The 18,260-nt window shown below is 76.0% G+C and carries 13 protein-coding genes and 3 pseudogenes; 9 read left to right on the top strand and 7 right to left on the bottom strand.

All coding sequences use genetic code 11. The features are described 5' to 3' along the window. Nucleotides 1–31: 31 nt before the first annotated feature. Both LUW75_RS02870 and LUW75_RS02875 read right to left on the bottom strand, forming a co-directional pair. Nucleotides 32–1,654 carry an AMP-binding protein gene (locus LUW75_RS02870; RefSeq protein WP_250334216.1) on the bottom strand — a complete coding sequence of 541 codons (1,623 nt, stop codon included), beginning with the start codon at nt 1,652–1,654 and terminating at the stop codon, nt 32–34. Further along, nucleotides 1,651–3,338, bottom strand: a pseudogene (locus LUW75_RS02875) (AMP-binding protein). The gene LUW75_RS02870 and the pseudogene LUW75_RS02875 overlap by 4 nt, the downstream one beginning before the upstream one ends. Before the next feature lie 104 nt (nt 3,339–3,442). On the opposite strand from LUW75_RS02875, the gene LUW75_RS02880 reads away from it, so the two are divergent. The 4 genes from LUW75_RS02880 (at nt 3,443) to LUW75_RS02895 (ending at nt 8,466) form a co-directional block, all read left to right on the top strand. Next, a complete protein-coding gene (locus LUW75_RS02880) occupies nt 3,443–4,324 on the top strand; it encodes a helix-turn-helix transcriptional regulator (RefSeq protein ID WP_349816390.1) in 882 nt (293 codons plus the stop codon). A gap of 456 nt (nt 4,325–4,780) precedes the next feature. Continuing rightward, nucleotides 4,781–5,107 (top strand): plasmid stabilization protein, encoded by a 327-nt coding sequence (locus LUW75_RS02885; RefSeq protein WP_250334217.1) that lies wholly within the window; start codon nt 4,781–4,783, stop codon nt 5,105–5,107. Nucleotides 5,108–5,806: 699 nt separating this feature from the next. Further along, nucleotides 5,807–6,214, top strand: a complete 408-nt coding sequence (locus LUW75_RS02890; protein WP_250334218.1) for a four-helix bundle copper-binding protein — start codon at nt 5,807–5,809, stop codon at nt 6,212–6,214. A gap of 557 nt (nt 6,215–6,771) precedes the next feature. Then, entirely contained in the window at nt 6,772–8,466 is a 1,695-nt protein-coding gene (locus LUW75_RS02895; protein WP_250334219.1) for a RecQ family ATP-dependent DNA helicase, read from the top strand. Nucleotides 8,467–8,545: 79 nt separating this feature from the next. Here the strand turns inward: LUW75_RS02895 and LUW75_RS24245 are convergent, their stop codons facing one another. Together LUW75_RS24245 and LUW75_RS02900 are read right to left on the bottom strand one after the other, a co-directional pair. After that, entirely contained in the window at nt 8,546–8,677 is a 132-nt protein-coding gene (locus LUW75_RS24245; protein ID WP_284453796.1) for a hypothetical protein, read from the bottom strand. A 602-nt stretch (nt 8,678–9,279) separates the two neighbouring features. After that, the gene (locus LUW75_RS02900) at nt 9,280–10,893 is read right to left on the bottom strand and encodes an amidase (protein WP_250334220.1); all 1,614 of its coding nucleotides are present in this window, start codon (nt 10,891–10,893) and stop codon (nt 9,280–9,282) included. 840 nt (nt 10,894–11,733) lie between these two features. Here LUW75_RS02900 and LUW75_RS02905 point away from each other — a divergent pair. The 5 genes and pseudogenes from LUW75_RS02905 to LUW75_RS02925 all read left to right on the top strand — a co-directional run bounded on the left by LUW75_RS02905 (nt 11,734) and on the right by LUW75_RS02925 (nt 15,824). Continuing rightward, nucleotides 11,734–13,003 (top strand): annotated as a pseudogene (locus LUW75_RS02905) (PP2C family protein-serine/threonine phosphatase). 189 nt (nt 13,004–13,192) lie between these two features. Continuing rightward, on the top strand, nt 13,193–13,453 hold the full coding sequence (locus LUW75_RS02910; protein ID WP_250334221.1) for a GlsB/YeaQ/YmgE family stress response membrane protein: 261 nt from the start codon (nt 13,193–13,195) through the stop codon (nt 13,451–13,453). A 105-nt stretch (nt 13,454–13,558) separates the two neighbouring features. Beyond that, nucleotides 13,559–14,218 carry a DedA family protein gene (locus LUW75_RS02915; protein ID WP_250334222.1) on the top strand — a complete coding sequence of 220 codons (660 nt, stop codon included), beginning with the start codon at nt 13,559–13,561 and terminating at the stop codon, nt 14,216–14,218. A gap of 180 nt (nt 14,219–14,398) precedes the next feature. After that, nucleotides 14,399–14,827 carry a hypothetical protein gene (locus LUW75_RS02920; protein ID WP_250334223.1) on the top strand — a complete coding sequence of 143 codons (429 nt, stop codon included), beginning with the start codon at nt 14,399–14,401 and terminating at the stop codon, nt 14,825–14,827. A gap of 88 nt (nt 14,828–14,915) precedes the next feature. Further along, a complete protein-coding gene (locus LUW75_RS02925) occupies nt 14,916–15,824 on the top strand; it encodes a hypothetical protein (protein ID WP_250334224.1) in 909 nt (302 codons plus the stop codon). A 4-nt stretch (nt 15,825–15,828) separates the two neighbouring features. Here LUW75_RS02925 and LUW75_RS02930 read toward each other — a convergent pair whose 3' ends face one another. The 3 genes and pseudogenes from LUW75_RS02930 to LUW75_RS02940 form a co-directional block, all read right to left on the bottom strand. Next, nucleotides 15,829–16,800 carry an AraC-like ligand-binding domain-containing protein gene (locus tag LUW75_RS02930; RefSeq protein ID WP_250334225.1) on the bottom strand — a complete coding sequence of 324 codons (972 nt, stop codon included), beginning with the start codon at nt 16,798–16,800 and terminating at the stop codon, nt 15,829–15,831. Between the two features lie 158 nt (nt 16,801–16,958). Then, a pseudogene (locus tag LUW75_RS02935) lies at nt 16,959–17,849 on the bottom strand (hypothetical protein); the annotation flags it as partial. 19 nt (nt 17,850–17,868) lie between these two features. Then, entirely contained in the window at nt 17,869–18,201 is a 333-nt protein-coding gene (locus tag LUW75_RS02940; RefSeq protein ID WP_250334226.1) for a TraR/DksA family transcriptional regulator, read from the bottom strand. Between the last annotated feature and the right edge of the window lie 59 nt (nt 18,202–18,260).

The raw sequence follows: 18,260 nt of genomic DNA on the forward strand, positions 1-18,260 counted from the left end.
CCGAAGGCCGGGGGCCGGCGGGGCGGGGAGATCAGGCGGGACGTGCGTACCGCTCGCGCAGTTCGACCTTGCGCACCTTGCCGCTCACCGTCATCGGGAAGGCGTCCAGGACCTCCACCCGCCGCGGGACCTTGTAGTGCGCCAGCCGGTCGCGGCAGTACGCGGCGATCTCCTCGTACGTCGGCGGGTCGGCCGGGTCGCGCGGGATCACGCACGCCAGGACCTCCTCCCCGTACCGCTCGTCGGGCACGCCGACCACCTGCACGTCGGCGACCTTGGGGTGGCCGTACAGGAACTCCTCGATCTCCCTCGGGTAGACGTTCTCGCCGCCTCGGATGATCATGTCCTTGATGCGGCCGACGATCCGCACGTACCCGTCCTCGCGCATCACCGCCAGGTCGCCGGTGTGCATCCAGCGGCCCGCGTCGATCGCCTCGGCGGTCCGCTCCGGCTCGTCCCAGTAGCCGAGCATCACCCCGTACCCGCGCGTGCACAGCTCGCCCGCCTCGCCGCGCGGCAGGGTCGCCCCGCTCACCGGGTCGACGACCTTGACCTCGACGTGCGGCAGGACGCGGCCGACCGTGCCGGTGCGGCGCTCCAGGTCGTCGTCGCGGCGGGTCTGCGTGGAGACCGGCGAGGTCTCCGTCATGCCGTAGCAGATGGACACCTCCGCCATGTTCATCTCGGCGACGACCCGCTTCATCACCTCCACCGGGCACGGCGACCCGGCCATGATCCCGGTGCGCAGGGAGGAGAGGTCGTACGCGGCGAAGTCCGGCAGGTTCAGCTCGGCGATGAACATCGTCGGCACGCCGTACAGGGAGGTGCAGCGCTCCCGCTCGACGGCGCGCAGGGTGGCGGCCGGGTCGAAGGAGGGCGCGGGGATGACGACGCACGCCCCGTGGGAGACGGCCGCCAGGTTTCCCATCACCATGCCGAAGCAGTGGTAGAACGGCACCGGCAGGCAGATCCGGTCCCGTTCGGTGTAGCCGAGGGTCTCCCCCACGAAGAAGCCGTTGTTGAGGATGTTGTGGTGGGAGAGGGTGGCGCCCTTGGGGAAGCCGGTCGTGCCGGAGGTGTACTGGATGTCGACCGGGTCGTCGCAGGACAGCAGGGCCTCGCGGGCGGCCGGTTCCTCCGCCCGCTCCGGTGCGGCGCGGGCGACCAGCGCGTCCCAGCTCGCGTCGCCTATGTACACGGTCTCGCGCAGTGCCGGACACTCGGCGCGCACCCGCTCGACCAGCGCGCGGTAGTCGCTCGCCTTGTGGGCGAGGGAGGCGACGAGGAGGCTCACCCCGGCCTGGTTGAGGACGTAGGCCAGTTCGTGGGCCCGGTAGGCGGGGTTGATGTTCACCATGACGGCGCCGACACGGGCGGTGGCGTACTGGACGAGCACCCACTCCGGGCAGTTGACCGCCCAGATGCCGACCCGGTCGCCCCGCTCCACGCCCGACGCGAGGAGCGCGCGGGCCAGCTCGTCGACGGCTGCGCCGAACTCGGCGTACGTCCAGCGGCGCCCTGACGGGACGTCGACGAGCGCCTCCCGGTCGGGGAACCGTTCGACGGTGCGTGCCAGGGCTGCGCCGATCGTGTCGCCGAGCAGGGACGTCCCACCGGTGCCGTGCGCGTACGACGGCCGTGGGGTGCGGGTCACCGGAAGTCCTCCTCGCGGTACTCGCCGGCCGAGCCGTGCGCGGTGCGCTCGCGCAGCTCGACGCGGCGGATCTTGCCGGACACGGTCTTGGGCAGGTCGGCGAACTCGACGCGCCGGATCCGCTTGTAGGGGGCGAGGATCGCCCGCGCGTGCGCGAACAGCGCCTTCGCGGTGTCCGGCCCCGGCTCCCAGCCCTCGGCGAGGACGACGTACGCCTTGGGCACGGTCAGCCGCACTGGGTCGGGCGCGGGTACGACGGCGGCCTCGGCGACGGCCTCGTGCTCCAGGAGCGCGCTCTCCAGCTCGAAGGGGGAGATCTTGTAGTCGGAACTCTTGAACACGTCGTCGCGCCGGCCCACGTAGGTCAGGTACCCGTCGGCGTCGCGGGCGCCGATGTCGCCGGTGCGGTAGTACCCGCCCGCCATGGCCTCGGCGGTCCGCTCCGGGTCGCCGTGGTAGCCGGCCATCACCCCGACGGGGGCGGCCGACAGGTCCAGGGCGATCTCCCCCTCGCCGGCGCCCGGCTTCCCCGTCACCGGGTCGAGCAGCTCGACGCGGAAGCCGGGGCCCGGCCGCCCCATGGAGCCCGGTTTCAGCGGCTGTCCGGGGCTGTTGGCGATCTGCACGGCCGTCTCGGTCTGCCCGAAACCGTCCCGTACGGTGACGCCCCAGGCGCGCCGTACGGCGGAGACGACCTCCGGGTTCAGCGGTTCGCCGGCCGCGACGGCCTCGCGGGGCGGGGTGCGCAGGGCGGTCAGGTCGGCCTGGATGAGCATGCGCCACACGGTCGGCGGCGCGCAGAAGCAGGTGACGCCGTGCCGGTCCATCTCGGCCATGAGGCGGGCCGCGTCGAAGCGCGTGTAGTTGTGGATGAAGACGGTCGCCTCGGCGTTCCAGGGGGCGAAGAGGCTCGACCAGGCGTGCTTCGCCCAGCCGGGCGAGGAGATATTGAGGTGCACGTCGCCGGGGCGCAGGCCGATCCAGTACATCGTCGCCAGGTGCCCGACGGGGTACGAGGTGTGGGTGTGCTCGACGAGTTTGGGGCGGGCGGTGGTGCCGGAGGTGAAGTAGAGCATCAGGGGGTCGGACGCCCCGGTGGGGCCGTCCGGGGTGAAGGCGGCGTCGGCCGTGTACGCCTCCTCGTACGCGGCCCAGGCGCCCGTCCCCCGGCCGGGGCGCCCACGGCGATGCGGGTGTACTCCCCCGGCACCCCGTCGAACTTCGCCGTGTCGGCGGCACGGGCGACCACGTGGCGGGCCCGGCCGCGTTCGACGCGGTCCCGCAGGTCGGCCGGCCCGAGGAGGGGCGTGGCGGGGATGACGACGGCACGGAGCTTCATCGCGGCGAGGGAGGTCTCCCACAGCTCCGCCTGGTTGCCGAGCATCACCACGATCCGGTCACCGGCCCGCACGCCGTGCGCGTCGCGCAGCCAGTTGGCGACGCGGGCGGAGCGGGCGGACATCTCGGCGAAGGACAGCCGCGTCTCGGCGCCGTCCTCCTCGACGATGTGCAGCGCCGTCCGGTCGTTGCCGTCCGCGACGGCGTCGAACCAGTCCAGCGCCCAGTTGAACCGGGCGGGACGGGGCCAGGTGAAGCCGGCGTACGCCGCCTCGTAGTCCTCCCGGTGGCGTAGCAGGAAGTCCCGGGCGGCCCGGAACTCCTCGGTCGCGCCGCTACCCGACATCTGTGTCCTCCTCGTTGCGGGACGGGTTCGCGCCATCGTGTAATCGGTGACACGGGTCTCACTACCCCCGTACGGGGGTGAAGCGGCGGGCGGGGGCGGTGCGCGTGGGCGAACGGCGGAGTGACACGGCCGAGCTGCGGACGGCGCTGCTGCGGATGCGCCGGGCCACGGGGCTCCCGGTGGCCTTCGGGGGGCTGCTGGAGGGACGGCCCGGGGCGCGGCTGCGGATCGGGGAGCTGTCGGGCGCGTCGTCCGGAGCGCTGCGCGGGCTGGCGATCGGTTCCGGGAGCGGCCTGGGCGGCCGGTCGATGGTGCTGGCCCGCCCGTGCGCGGTGACGGACTACCGGGCGGCGCGGCACATCAGCCACGAGTACGACGAGCCGGTCGCCGCCGAGGGGCTGCGGTCGGTGCTGGCCGTGCCGGTGGTGGTGGGTCACCGGGTGCGGGCGGTGCTGTACGGGGCGCTGCGCGCGCCGCAGCCGCTGGGCGGCCGGGTGCTGGACGCGGCGGTGGCGGTGGCGCGGGAGATGGAGCAGGCGCTGGCGGTGCGGGACGAGGCGCGGCGCCTCGTGGAGCCGGTGCCCGGGGCCGGGGGGCCGGCGGCCTGCGGTGCGGCGGCGTGGGAAGCCGTGCGGGAGGCGCACGGGGAACTGCGCGCGCTGGCGCCGCGCATCGCGGACCCGGTGGTGCGCGCCGAGCTGCTGGCGGCGTGCGGGCGGCTCGCGGCGGCGGACGGCCCGGCCCGGGGAGCGGCGGCGGACGGTTCCGCCCCGGACGCGGGCACGCCGCGGGAGGGGCTGGCACCGCGGGAGGTGGACGTGCTGGCGGTGGTGGCGACGGGGGCGACCAATGCCGACGCGGCCCGGCGGCTGGGGGTGCGGCCGGAGACGGTGAAGGGGTACCTGCGGTCGGCGATGCGCAAGCTGGGCGCGCACACGAGGCTGGAGGCGGTGGTGGCGGCCCGACGGGCGGGTCTGCTGCCGTAAGCCGGCCCGACGGGCGGGGCTCCCGCCGTGGCCGGCCCGACCGGCGGGGCTCCCGCCGTGGCCGGCCCGACCGGCGGGGCTCCCGCCGTGGCCGGCCCGGTGCAGGAGTACGTCGCGGGAGTCCGCCGGGGACCACCGCCGGAGGCCGCCGGAGACACGCGCTTCTCCGTTCCTGCTCCTCGGGGGGTGCGGGCCCCGCGCCGGACGGGCGGCCCCGCGCGGGACGCCGAGCGCCCGCCCGGTCCACCGGTCGGCCCACGGACCGGTCCACCGCGCCCGGACCCGGGCCGGCCGCCCGGCATCCGGCATCCGGCATCCGGCCCGCACCCGCCCGGGCGACGGTCGTTACCCCCGCGCCCTGCGGGGAACGCGCATCTCATCGAAGAGGGCCGCCGCGCGACCACGCCCGCGAACGGGCGGTACGGCGGCAAGCGGACGAGCGAGAGGGAACACGCCATGCCCCGAGGCAGCAGCCCGAAGCGGGAGCGGCAGTACGAGCACATCAAGGAAAGCGGCAGGAAGCGCGGCATGTCCGAGGACCGGGCCGAGGAGATGGCGGCCCGTACGGTCAACAAGGAACGGGCCCGCTCCGGCGAGGCGAAGTCCGCCAGCCGGAGCTCCACCCGGGGGAAGTCCCCCTCTCAGCGCGGCGGCGAGAAGTCCGGGAACCGCTCGAAGGAGCCGACTCGGGACGAGCTCTACCAGGAGGCGAAGCGGCGGGGGGTCGAAGGGCGCTCGTCGATGAACAAGGACGAACTGGCCCGGGCGCTGGGCCGCTCGTAGGGACCCGCGCGCGGATGCCACAGGCCTGCGCCGGTCCGGCACCCGGCACCCGACGTCCGGGGAGAGGGAGTGGCGCGGCGGCGCCCGGTGTGGCCGCCCCCGCCGCGGTCGCCGGTCACCGGCCGCTTTCGACGATCCGCGGCCGGGGCGGCGCGGGGCCGGGGGTGGGAGGCCGCCTCACCGGTCCGGTCGGGAGTACGGACCCGTGCCCGCCGGAGAGGGTTCCGCACCCGATCGTCCAACCGCCCGGGTCCGCCACCGGTTCAGCTTCGCGAACGGGGGGTTCCGCACCCGATCGTCCAGCCGCCCGGCCGGCGGCCGTCGTCGGCCCGGACGGCGCCCTGGTACCGGCGGCACCGGGCCACCCGATCGCCCGGTCACCAGCCCTGCCGCCGTCCCCGGGCGGCTTCCCGGCGCCACCGCCCGGTACGGCACCGGCGCGGGCCGCGGGGGTCCGCCAGCGCCCGCTCCCCCTCGCCGGTCACCCGTATGGCACCGGTGCGGGCCGCGGGGGTGAGGGCCTCCGGGGGCTCTTCCACGGTCCACGGTCCCCGTTCCGGCACGGGGGCCGCCCGGCGACCGCCCGGGCCGGGGCCGTTTGCCGGCCCGTACGGGTGTTACCCGTCCTGTCGCCGCATGCGGCTCCGCGGACGGTGGAGAGCCGTTCGCCTCAGGGCCCGCGAGGAAGGAGGCACGGGGATGACATCGGTCAAGGACATGCTGGACACGTATCCGGCGGACCTGGGCGGAGTGGACGAGCAGGCCGTGGCCAGGTGCATCGAGGCGTGCGTCGCCTGCGCCCAGGCCTGCACGGCCTGCGCCGACGCCTGTCTGGCCGGGGGCATGGTCGGTGAGCTGACCAAGTGCATCCGCACGGACATGGACTGCGCGGACGTCTGCAACGCCACCGCCGCCGTACTGTCCCGCCACACCGGTTACGACGCCGACATCACCCGCGCGGTCCTCCGGGCGTGCGCCACGGTGTGCGGGGCGTGCGCCGACGAGTGCGAGAGCCACGCGGACGTGCACGACCACTGCCGCGTCTGCGCCGAGGCGTGCCGCGGCTGCGAGCAGGCGTGCGACGACCTGCTCGCGAGCCTCGGCTGACCACGGCGCTCCGGCCGTCCGCGCAGGCGCGGACGCCGCCCTCCGACTCCCGTCACGGCACGGTCGGCATGGCGGTCGCGACGGTGCGCGCCCGCGCGGTGCCGACCGTGGTGGTGCGCGCCCACGCGTGCCGACCGCGGTGGTACGGCCACCGGGCGGCGCGCGCCGTCGGGTGCGGGCGTCCACGGCCCGTGGCCACCGCGGCCCCGGACCGTCCCCCTCGACCGCACCGTCGCCCCGGTCGAGGGGACCTTCGCTCCGGCGTCGCCTTCGCATCCGCTGCTCGCCGGCGCCGGGGCGGGCGGCACGGCGCGGGCCTCCCGCCCGGCCGTCCCCGTACCCCCGTTCCCGTACCCCCGTTCCCGCCGTCCGTTTGCGTTCCGGGGGCGGGCGGAGCTCCGGGATCCCGTCGGAGGTGCGGGCGCCGCGGCCGACCGCCCGCGGCAGGTCTCCCCCGTACGGGAGGGGGCAGGAGCACCCGGAGCGGACCGGGCGGCGAAGCGGCGCGGCCGCGGGACCGGCGCGCAGGGCGCCGGACGGACGAGGGGAGAGGCGCCATGTCCCAGGAGAGGCGAACCGCGGACCGCCTGCGGCGCACCGCCGCCGAGGTGTTCGGCTGGGAGGAGCTGCGACCCGGGCAGCTGGCCGCGATGGAGGCGGTCGCGGCGGGCCGCGACACGCTGGCGGTGATGCCGACCGGCGCGGGGAAGTCGGCGGTGTACCAGGTGGCCGCGCTGCTGCTTCCCGGACCCACCGTCGTGGTCTCCCCGCTCATCGCCCTGCAGCGGGACCAGATCGCCGGCCTGCTGGCCCGCGACGCCCCGGACGCCGTCGCGGTGAACTCCTCCCAGTCGGCCGGGGAGACGGAGGCGGCCTGGGAGGCGGTGCGGCACGGGGACGCCGAGTACCTGTTCCTCTCCCCCGAGCAGCTGACGAAGGACGAGGTGGTCGAGCGTCTCGCCCGGGCCGCGCCCTCCCTGTTCGTCGTGGACGAGGCGCAGTGCGTGGCCGCCTGGGGCCACGACTTCCGCCCCGACTACCTGCGCCTGGCGCAGGCGGTGCGGCGCGTGGGCCGCCCTCCGGTCCTGGCGCTCACGGCCACGGCGGCCCCTCCGGTGCGCGAGGAGGTCGTCCGGCGGCTGGGCATGGAGGACCCGGCACTGGTCGTGGCCGGATTCGACCGGCCGAACATCGCCCTGGAGGTGCGCAGGTTCCCCGACGACGCGGCCAAGCGCCGGGCGGTGGTGGAGCGCGCCGCGGCGGAGCCCAAGCCGGGGATCGTGTACGCGGCGACCCGCAAGGACGCCGAGGGCTACGCGGAGGAACTCGCCGGGCTGGGCCTGTCGGCCGCGGCCTACCACGCCGGGCTGGCCGCCGGTGAACGCTCCCGGGTGCACGACGCCTTCCTGGCCGGCGAGGCCGAGGTGGTGGTCGCCACCTCCGCCTTCGGCATGGGCATCGACAAGGAGGACGTGCGGTTCGTGCTCCACGCCTCGGTGCCGGGCTCCCTCGACGCCTACTACCAGGAGATCGGCCGGGCCGGCCGCGACGGGGAGCCGGCCGTCGCGGTCCTCCACTACCGGCCGGAGGACCGCGGCCTCCAGCGCCTCTTCACCGCCCGCACCCCCGACGAGGAGACCCTCGGCGAGGTCGCGGAGCGGATCCACGGACAGGACGGGCCCGTCGCCCTGGACGACGTCGGCGAGCGCACGGACCTGTCGCGCCGCCGTGTGACGGCCGCGGCCAACCTCCTGGAGCAGGCGGGTGCGGTGCGCACCGGCGACGACGGGGAGGTGCGCCCCGTCCCCGGCGTGACGGCCGAGGACGCCGCCGCACGGGCGGCGGAGGAGGCGCAGGCGCGGAAGAGGCTGGAGCAGTCGAGGCTGGAGATGATGCTCGGGTACGCCGAGACGACCGGGTGCCGCCGCCGCTTCCTCCTCGGCTACTTCGGCGAGGCGTACGAGGCGCCGTGCGGCGGGTGCGACGTGTGCCGCGCGGCCTCGCCGGCCGACGGCACGGTCGCGCAGGGTGTGGGGGACGGGGAGGACGCCCGGCCGCGCCACCCCGCGGCCGCCTCGTACCCGCCGGGAACGCCGGTGCGGCACGGGGAGTGGGGCGACGGCACGGTCATGAGCGAGGAGGGCGACCGGATCACCGTCCTGTTCGACTCCATGGGGTACCGCACCCTGTCCCTGCCCGCGGTGGCCGGCAAGGGGCTGCTCACGGTACGCGTGGAGCGGCCCGCCGACTGACCCCGCCCCCTTCCGAGGGCCGGGAGGCCGGTGGGAGGCCGTTCCCGCGGGGGCGGGAGCGCGCTTCCCGGCCTGCGGGTCATGCGCCGACGATGCCGTCCTCCACCACTTTCACGGAACCGGTGAGTACGGCGACCACGCCGTAGGGGGCGTCGACCGCCGTGACCACCGTGCCGCAGCCGTCGCCGTCAGGGCGCGCCCACTCCGGCACGGCCGCGCACGGCGGACCCTCATCGGCGCGGACCGCTTCGTCGCCGGGTGGTGGGCGAACGGCGGGCGCGGGGACTGTCCCTGCGGGCGCGGGGGGTACGGAGGCGGATGGGCCCGGTGGACGTGCGGGCGCTCGGGCGGGAGCCGTCGCCCGTTCCGCCCGGGCACCCGGGGCCTGCGGGATCAGGCCGGCGGCCGGCTTCCGGCGGGGGAACGCGATCGACTCCGCCCGCGTCGACGCCCACACCACCGGCCGGCCGCGAGCCCGCACGGCCGCTCCGCAGCGCTTCGCCCCGCCGATCGAACGATCGGCGGGGCGAAGCAGGCGGGCTCGGGCCCATCGGCAGCGTCCGATCACGGCCGGGGCCTTCGACCGCGGCGCTCGACGGCGGTCTCCGGCTGCCGGGCGGCCGGGCGCAGGCGCTTGGCCAGCCGGTCCCTCCGGCTCACGGTCCGCGCCGGGTGTCGCGCAGGACGTGCGTGGGGACGCCGTCCCGCGCGTGGCCCCGGGCCCCCGTCACCTCGCGCGGTGTGGCCCCGGTCGCCGGGTGGGGCGGGGCCGCCCCGTGGGACAGGCGGCCCTTCCGGTGGTCGGCGGTCGCCTCACCGGGAGGCGCCGGCGGGTACCGAGGGCAGGTACCGCGGTGCCCGCCAGGCGTCCAGCCGCTGCTCCACCGCGGCTCCCAGCGACAGCAGTTCCGCGTCCTGGCGGTCGCCGGCCATCAGGAGCAGGCCGACCGGCAACTCGCCCACGAATCCGGCGGGTACGGACAGGGACGGGTACCCGGCGACGGCGGCCGGGGTGGAGGACGGGATGACGTCGTTGTCGCCACGGGCGCAGTCGGTCGTCCACGCGGGCGGGTTCGCCGGGGAGGCGATGGCGTCCAGGTCGTGGGCGGCCATGGTCTCGTCGATGGAGCGCCGCGAGAGGTCCCGCAGCTCGGCCCGCATGGCCCGGTACCGCGGGTCGGTGGTCGGGGGCGCGAGCAGTGCCTGCTCGAACAGTTCCTGTCCGGCGAAGCAGGTCCGCTCGGCCGGGTGCGTGCGGTTGAACTCGATCAGGTCGGCCAGGGTGCGGGGCCCGTCGGTGCGGGTGGAGAGGTAGGCGTCGATGTCCCGGTGGAACTCGCTCAGCAGCGCCGGGAACTCGAGCTCGGCGAGTCTCGCCTGGTACGGCGGGGTCACCTCGACGACCCGGGCCCCCGCGGCGCGCAGTTCGGCGGCCGTCCGGGTCATCAGGGCGTCCACCTGCGGGCCGAGCGAGGGGAGCCGCCACAGCCCGATGCGCTTACCACGCAGACCGCCGGGGCGCAGGGCCCCGTCCGCGAGACCGGGGGCGCGGTCGGCGCGCACGGTGTCGCGATCGCTGATCACCGAAAGGGTGAGCGCGGCGTCGATGACGTTGCGTGCCATCGGACCGGCGGTGTCCTGCTCCGCGGAGATCGGGATGACACCCGACTGGCTGACCAGTCCGAGGCTGGGCTTGTGGCCGACCACGCCGTTCATCCCCGCCGGGCACACGATGGAGCCGTCCGTCTCCGTACCGATCGTCACCTGCGCCAACGACGCGGCGAGCGCGGCGGCCGAACCGGAGGACGATCCGCAGGGGTTCCGGTCCAGGACGTAGGGGTTGTTGGTCTGGCCGCCCACCGCCGACCAGCCGGATGTGGGCTTCGCCGCACGGAAGTTGGCCCATTCGGACATGTTGGCCTTGCCGAGGATCACCGCGCCCGCTGCCCGCAGCTTCGTGACCAGGGCCGCGTCCGTGTTCGGACGGCTGCCCGCCAGTGCCAGCGACCCGGCGGTCGTCGCCATGTCGCGGGTGTTCACATTGTCCTTGAGTAGGACGGGGATACCGTCGAGCGGGCCGCGGACGGTGCCGCGACGGTGCCTGACGTCGCTGGCGACCGCCTGGCGCAGGGCCGTCGGGTCGGTACGCAGTACCGAGTTGATCTTCGGGTCGATGGTCTTGATCCGCCGCAGGTACGCCGTCGTCAGCGCCGCCGACGTCAGCGAGCCGCGGTGCATGCGCGCCTGCAGCTCGGGGATCGTCACCGTGTTGAGGTCCACGCCCCGGACGAGGGTCGACTCGGCGGACGCCGCCGGGCTGACAGCAGCGGGTTCGGCCGCCATCGCGCGCTGGCCCGGCGCGCCCGCCAGGGGGACGGACGCCACGACCAGGGCCGTGGCCAGTGCGGCCATGTTTCTCGTAGTCATGGGGGGCAGCCCACTACACGGACCGGGCCTGCGCAAGAGTCCGCCGGGTGCCGGCGTACACGCGCACGTGGGCTGCCCCGAGTTCGGGGATTCCGATTCCGATGATTCAGGCGGATGGCGAGAGTTGTCCCTGTTCTTTCCGGAAGTCCCGTTCGTGCTCGGCGGGCGGGATGCGCCGAGCGCGCGGTGGGGCCTTCTTCGCTGCGCCGCGTCACCCGCTGGGTGATCGCCCTCCTGACCTGCCGGTGGTTCCGCCGGAGCTCCCGCGTCCCGGTCAGCCCGGTCTCGAAGGCGTCGTCCGGTGCCTCGGCCGTGGTCCGTCGTGCGGGTGCGACGGAGCCGGCGGCTGCGGGGCGCCGGCGTCGGACGGCCGCTCGGCGTAGCGGGTCGATACGCGGTGCGGCCTCCCGGCCGGGTGGTGGGCGAGCCGGGGGTCCTTCTTGACGCGCCGTCGGCAGAGGACCGCCCCCGGGGCTCCCGGCGGGGGTTCGGTCCGCATGCGGTTCGCGACCCGCCGGCCGACGATCGTCCGGGAAGGCGTCGGCGACGAACGCCGCACACGCCGGGTCTGAGGAGGACGTGGGACACGCCCGGCCCGACCGGGCGCGGAGATGCGTCATGTCCGCGCCCGGGAGCCGGCGGGACCAGAAGCGGTGAGGTCGCGGTCGACCGGGTCCGTCGGCCGCGGGCGCCCGGGGCGCACCCGGGCGCCCGCGGCCGGGCTCCGGGCGGGTCCAAGCGCCCGCGCACCCGCCCGGACCAGGGGGGCGCCGCCGCGGGGAGGCCACGTGAGAGCGGGGGGACCCGGGGAAGAAGAAGCGGCAACCGAAGGAGGCCGCCGTGGACGGTGACGTGCTGGGGTTGGGAGACATCCTGGTGGAGGCGGAGGCCGCCTCGCCGGTGGAGTCCGTCGATGTCGTGGCCCGGAACCTGCGGAAGCGGTTCGGGGCGGACTGCGTGTCGTTCCTCTTCGTCGACCTGGTCGGCGAGGAACTGGTGCGGCTCACCACGGCCGACGGGGCGGAGGACGGACGCCGGGCGACGCGCACAGGCCTGCGGGGAAGCGTGTACGAGGAGGTCCTGAGGTCCCAGCGCCTCCGCGTCGAGCCGGACGGGAAGGGCGGCCACCGGGCCGTCGCGCCGGTCACCAACCGCGGTGACTGCGTCGGCGTGCTGGAGCTGACGCTGCCGTGCGCCGACGAGGCGGTGCTGCGCCGAGTGGTGGACGCGGCGCACGCGCTGGCGTACATCATCGTCACCGACCGGCGCTTCACCGACCTCTACCACTGGGGCCGGCGCAGCACTCCCACCAGTCTGGCCGCCGAGATCCAGCACCAGTTGCTGCCCTCCGCCGCGTGCTGCGAGGCCGCGCAGTTCTCCCTCGCGGGCGGTCTGGTGCCGGCCGACGACATCGGCGGCGACACGTACGACTACGCCCTGGACCGGGGCACCCTGCACCTGTCCATCACCGACGCCATGGGGCACGACACCGAGTCCGCCCTGCTGGCCACCCTGCTGCTCGGCGCGCTGCGCGGTGCCCGGCGCGTCGGGTGCGGCATCGCGGAACAGGCCCGCCGGGCGCACCGGGCGCTCCTCGACCACGGCCGCGGCCTGGCCACTGGCCAGTTGCTCCGCGTCGACCTCGACGGCGGCGGCGTCCGGCTGGTCAACGCCGGCCATCCCAGACCGCTGCGCCTGCGCGACGGCACCGTGGAGGAACTGGCCGTCTCCCCCGACCTGCCCTTCGGCGTCTCCTCCCCCCACCCCCTACCGCGTGCAGGAGTTGGGGCTGCGCCCCGGTGACCGGCTGCTCCTGCTCACCGACGGCATGCAGGAGCGCGGCGCGGCCGGCGTGGACCTGCCCGCCCTCTTCCGCGACACCCGCCGCCTCCACCCGCGCGAGGCCGTCCGGGCCCTGGTCGCCGCCGTGTGCGACGCCTGCGGGGGGCACCTGGAGGACGACGCGACCGTGCTGTGCCTGGACTGGCACGGCCCCCAGCCCACCGGTCTGCGCCCCGACGCCGACGACGGCGTCCGGGCCCTGGCGCGGGGGCCGTTGCCGGAGGGCGGCACCCCCGCGCGGGCGGGACGGCGGGGCGCCGCTCGCTGACGCGGGGCCGTCCGGGCGGGTCCCGCGCCGCGGCGGCCCCGGGCACCCGGCCCGGCACCGCGCCGCAGGACCGCGTGGCCGCACCGCGGAACCCCGCGAAGATCCCCGCGGTGGACGAGGCTTACGTCCGCCGCGGGTGGGCAGGCGGGATGGCACCCGAAGGTCGGGACAGTCAACGGAAGGAGTGTCGTGTCGTTTCTCTGGGCCATCATTGCGGGGCTCGTCATCGGTCTGCTGGCGAAGCTCGTCGTTCCCGGACGTCAGCCCATCCCCCTGTGGCTGACGGTCCTCCTCGGTATCGTCGGCGCCGTCGGCGGCAACGCACTCGCCACCGCCTTCGGCGTGCGCGACACCGGCGGTGTCGACTGGATCCGCCACCTCTTCCAGATCGGCATCGCGGCCGCCCTCATCTCCTTCGTCGCCCCCATGTGGGCCCGGCGGCGCGCCTGACCCCCAGGAGTACGACGGTGCAGCCGGACGCGGTGGTGACCGCGCCCGGCTGCACCGTCGTCGGCCAGTCCTTCCCGTGCGGTCCGCCGCCAGTCTGGAGACCCCATGCGCCTCACGTCCACGGCATCACCCCGGGCGTCCGCGGACGGCATCGCCGGCTGGGCCGCCGGCCTCGTCGACACCCTGGGCGGTCCCGGGGCCGGGCTGGTCGTCGCGTTGGAGAACCTGTTCCCGCCGCTGCCCAGCGAGGTGATCCTGCCGCTGACCGGCTTCGCCGCCGGGCAGGGGGTGCTCACGCTGGTCTCCGCCCTGTTCTGGACCACGCTCGGGTCGACCGTGGGGGCCGTGGCCCTCTACTGGATCGGCAGGGCCTTCGGCCGCGAGCGGATGCACGCCCTCTGGGCGAGGCTGCCGCTGGTGAAGCCCTCCGACCTGGAGCGCACGGAGGCGTGGTTCGCACGGCACGGCACCAAGGCGGTCTTCTTCGGCCGCATGGTGCCGGTCTTCCGCAGCCTCGTCTCCGTCCCCGCCGGGCTGGTGTGCATGCCCGTGCCGGTCTTCCTCGCGCTGACCGCGCTCGGCAGTCTGATCTGGAACTCCGCCCTGGTGCTCGCCGGTTACTGGCTGGGCGACCGCTGGGGCGTCGTGGAGAAGTACGTGGGGGTCCTCTCCAAGGCGGTCCTGGTCCTGGTGGTCCTCGCCCTCGCGGCCTACGCGGTCCTGCGGGCGCGCGGCCACGGCCGGCCGGGGAGGCGAAGCTCCTGACGGGCCGTCCGCACGCCCCGCGGCGGGCCGCCCCTCGCGGCCGTCCCCGTCCGCCGTCCCCCGGTGGAGGGAACGCCAAGGAGGTGGGCACCCGGTGCTAACGACCTTCCGGCGTCCCCCCGGCACGCTGGAGGCACGTTCTCCCGACGGGGGAGACGACACACCGGAAGGACCACACAGATGAGGCGCAAGTCCGTCCTCGCCCTGCTGGCCGCGCCGATGGCCGCGGCGGCCCTGCTCGGCACGGCCCGGTCCGCCGGCGCCGACACCACCGGCGCGACAGCGGTCCGGGCGGGGACCCTCAAGCTGTACGAGCACGACGACTACAAGGGCGGCTACCGCACGTACAACGGTACCGACCGGTTCCTGAAGAACGACTTCTGGCGGAACCCTGCGACCGGCAAGGAGACCACCCGCTCGGTCAACGACGGGGCCAGCTCGATGAAGAACGACACCGGCCACGCGGTCTTCCTCTACCAGCACGGCGACGGCAGGCGGTGCTCCGGGCTCCGGTACACGGCGGAGAAGTACTCCAAGGACTCGGACCTGTCCCGCAACAGCAGCAACCCGTCGTTCGACAACAAGGCGAGCTGCGTCGTCTTCCAGTGAGGCGCGGTCCGGGGCGCGGCGCCCGTCCCCCTCGGGACGCCGCCGCGCCCCGGACCCGTGTCCCGGGCCGTGAAGGAGTACGCGTTCCATGCGCCCACGCGCCGTCCCGCCGCCGGCCCTGCCGGCCCTGATGGTCCTCCCGCTGCTGCTCCTGCCGGGCTGCTCGGCGGGGGCCGCCGCCCCGTCGGGTCCGGCCCCGGCGGCGGCCCCCGCCGAGCCGCCCCCGCCGCCGGGGCCGGAGGCGGTCGCCCTGGCACTGCCCTTCGACGCGTACGAGCAGTGGCTGCCGGAGCGGTACGCCGTCGAGGCCGCCGAGGAACTGCTGACGCGGGAGTGCATGCGCCGCGCGGGCCTCGGCTGGCGTGTCGTACCGCCGCCGCCCTCGGAGGCCCTCGACCCGCCGCACCGGACCCGCTACGGCCTGATCGAGGCGGAGGTCGCCCGGCGCTACGGCTACCACCCGCCGCCCGAGGCGCCCGCGCTACGGGAGTTCCGCGCCGCCCGGGCCGCCCGCGACGAGGCGCTCTCCCCCCGCGAGGCGCGCGCCGCCTACGGCGCCGACGGTAAGGGCGGCTGCGCCCGGCAGTCGTACGAGCGCCTCTGGAGCGGCGGCCCGAAGCCCGACCACGACGCGTACCACGCGATCGCCGCCGACCTCTTCGAGAGGAGCCGGAGCGATCCGCGCGTCCTGCGCGCGGTCGCCGCGTGGAGCGCCTGCATGCGCGCCGGGGGGTACGACTACGCCCACCCCTCGGAGGCGGCCGGGGACCCGGCCTGGAAGGACTCCCCGGCCCCCTCGCCGCAGGAGGTCGCCACCGCGCGGGCCGACGTGGCCTGCCAGCGGAGGACCGGGTACGTGGCGACGTGGGCGTCGGTGGAGACCGGCCTGCAGAAGCGGGCGATCGCCGCGGACCGCGGCACCCTGCGGGAGTTCGCCGCCGCCAACCGGCGCAACGTGGAGGCCGCCCGCCGGGTGCTCGCCGCCGAGCGCCCCTGACGCTTCAGGGGCGGGCACCGGGACGGCAGTCGCTCGGCGGCGCCCCGTACGCGCCGCGGAACGCCCGGGTGAAGTCCGAGGCCCGGGGGAAGCCCCAGCGCGCGCCGATGACGTGGACGGGGGTCGCCGCCAGCGCCGGATCCGCCAGGTCCCGGCGGGCGCGCTCCAGCCGCTGCGCGCGGATCCACGCGGCCACCGTCTCGCCCTCTTCCCGGAAGATCCGGTGCAGGTAGCCCACCGAGACGTGGTGGGCGGCCGCCACGGCCCGCGGGGTCAGCTCCGGGTCGTGGAGCCGCTGCTGGACGTACGCCCGGACGCGCCGCACCAGCGCCCGCCGCCGCGCCTCGCCCGGGGCCGCCGCCTCCCCGCCCCGCGCGGGCGCGAGCAGGGCGGACACCAGGTCCAGCAGGACGGCACCGAGACGGGCACCGTCCGCGTCGCGGTACGACCCCGCGTCCTCCACCAGCTGCCGCAGAAGCGTCGCCAGCAGCGCGCCGACCCCCTCCCGGCCCGGGACCAGCCGGGTCGCGGGCCGGTCGCGGCCGGGCGGGGCGACCAGCCGCCGCTCGACGAGGAGACCGGTGCCCAGCACCCTCCCCTCGCCGCCGTCGGCCTCCGCCCGCATCACGTAGGGCCGGGAGGTGTCCTGCACGCACAGGTCGTACGGGTCGGCCACGGCCCCGCCGCCGGGTCCGGCCACGCTCATCCGGCCGCGCAGCGGCAGCGACACGTGGAGCAGCCCGGGATCGGAGCGCCGGATCAGGGCCGGCGTCCGCCGCAGCGTCATCGGCGGGTGCTCGGTCGTCCACACCCGGACCGCGCCGAACGCCAGGACGCGCTGGTGCGCGGTGAAGCCGGGCGGGTGGCTGCTCGCGACCTCCACCGGCACGTACGTGCCCGCCAGGTGTTCGCGCCAGCGGTCCAACCGCTCGTCCTCGGGCACCTCCGCACCGTGGAACACCGTCTCGTCCAGCACTCCGCGCCTCCCGTCGGGCCGTCCCCCCCCAGCACCATACGCAAGGGTATGGAGCGTGGGGGTCGTGAACCGGACACGGCCCTCCTCCGCCGTCCGGGGGAGGAAGACCGTGCCGGGGCGGGACGCGTCCCCGTCCGGCGGGGGACCCGGGAGGCCGGTCAGCGGCCGGCCGCGCGCCGCTCCTGCCCGGCCGGGGCCGACCTGCGGTACGAGCAGCCGAAGTGGACGGCGAGCCCGATCGGGAACCACGCCGCGAACCGCGGCCGCGTCTCCCCCGCAGGTAGGTGACGGGCCGGACGGAGGCGATCACCCCGATCGCGGGGGTCACGGGCGTGGACGGGGCGCGGAGGGAGCGCGGCAGGCCGGGGCGGCGGGAGTGGAGCGCGATGACGCCGTGCAGACGACGGCGCAGGCGAGCGGGGCGCCGACGTCCGTCGGTCCGGCCGCCTCGCCGAACGGCGGGAAACCGGCGGTGGCCAGCGGGTAGGGGATCGCCCCGGGCATGGGGCGCCGGGCGTCCTGCGACTCCTCGGCGGCGGCGCTCATCGCGTCGTACCCGGAGGACGGCGAGGAAGACCGTCGCCGCGCCGGTGGAGGCGCCGCCAGCCCCATAGGGGAAGGAGGGCGCGTAGTTGCCGCTCCCCCCGTGGGAGAGGCCCACGACGATCACCAGCACCACCAGCGCCTTCAGCGCCACGACGGCGGTCTCGAAGCGGGCCGCGTTCCCGGTGCCCAGGGCGAGCGGGCAGGCGGTGAGCAGGCGCAGGAGCGCCGCGAAGAGGTCGACGCGGTGGCCCTCGCCCGTGCCCGGCGCGCCGAGCATCCAGCCGGGCGGGGAGGTGCCGGTCACCGTCAGCAGGAAGGCGGGACAGCCCGGGATGCCGATGGCGACGACCGCGACGACCGCCGTGTGCTCCAGAGCAGCAGGCCCCGGCCGATGAACCGGTCCGCGAGCTCGCCGGGGACCGCGTACCCGCGCGTGCAGGCGGAGCCCGCCTTCGGGATGGCCCGGCGAACTCGGCGTACGAGAGGGCGGCGGCCGGTCCGGCGGGCGGGGCCGGTCCGGCGTCAGACCGCCCCGCGCCGGCAGCCGACGCAGTGGCGGGTGTAGGGCAGGATCTCCAGGCGCTCGGCCGGGATGGCCCTGCCGCAGCCCTGGCAGTCGCCGTACGTGCCGTCGGCCAGGCGCTCGAACGCCGCGTCGATCTCCTTCAGGACGCGCCGCGCGGAGTCCCGCTGCGCGGCGAGGAGGTCGTCGGCGGCCTGCTGCCCGACGCCCGCCGCATCGATCGCCTTGAGCTGCGCGAGCCGGGACTCGCGCTCGTGTTCGAGGCGCTGCCGGGCCTCGTGCTCCGTCAGCCGTCCGGGGGCGGCGTGGGAATCGGCGCTGCCGAGCGTCATGGCGTACTCCTCCTGGGGGACGGACGGGGTGGAACACACGCGGGCCACCGCGGCGGGCC

Source organism: Streptomyces sp. MRC013 (assembly GCF_023614235.1).
GTDB lineage: Bacteria > Actinomycetota > Actinomycetes > Streptomycetales > Streptomycetaceae > Streptomyces.

Coding starts and splice junctions, on each gene's coding strand:
- LUW75_RS02885 (WP_250334217.1), top strand. CDS start 4,781: ATGCCCCGAGGCAGCAGCCCGAAGCGGGAGCGGCAGTACGAGCACATC.
- LUW75_RS02890 (WP_250334218.1), top strand. CDS start 5,807: ATGACATCGGTCAAGGACATGCTGGACACGTATCCGGCGGACCTGGGC.
- LUW75_RS02895 (WP_250334219.1), top strand. CDS start 6,772: ATGTCCCAGGAGAGGCGAACCGCGGACCGCCTGCGGCGCACCGCCGCC.
- LUW75_RS02900 (WP_250334220.1), bottom strand. CDS start 10,893: ATGACTACGAGAAACATGGCCGCACTGGCCACGGCCCTGGTCGTGGCG.
- LUW75_RS02915 (WP_250334222.1), top strand. CDS start 13,559: ATGCGCCTCACGTCCACGGCATCACCCCGGGCGTCCGCGGACGGCATC.
- LUW75_RS02920 (WP_250334223.1), top strand. CDS start 14,399: ATGAGGCGCAAGTCCGTCCTCGCCCTGCTGGCCGCGCCGATGGCCGCG.
- LUW75_RS02925 (WP_250334224.1), top strand. CDS start 14,916: ATGCGCCCACGCGCCGTCCCGCCGCCGGCCCTGCCGGCCCTGATGGTC.
- LUW75_RS02940 (WP_250334226.1), bottom strand. CDS start 18,201: ATGACGCTCGGCAGCGCCGATTCCCACGCCGCCCCCGGACGGCTGACG.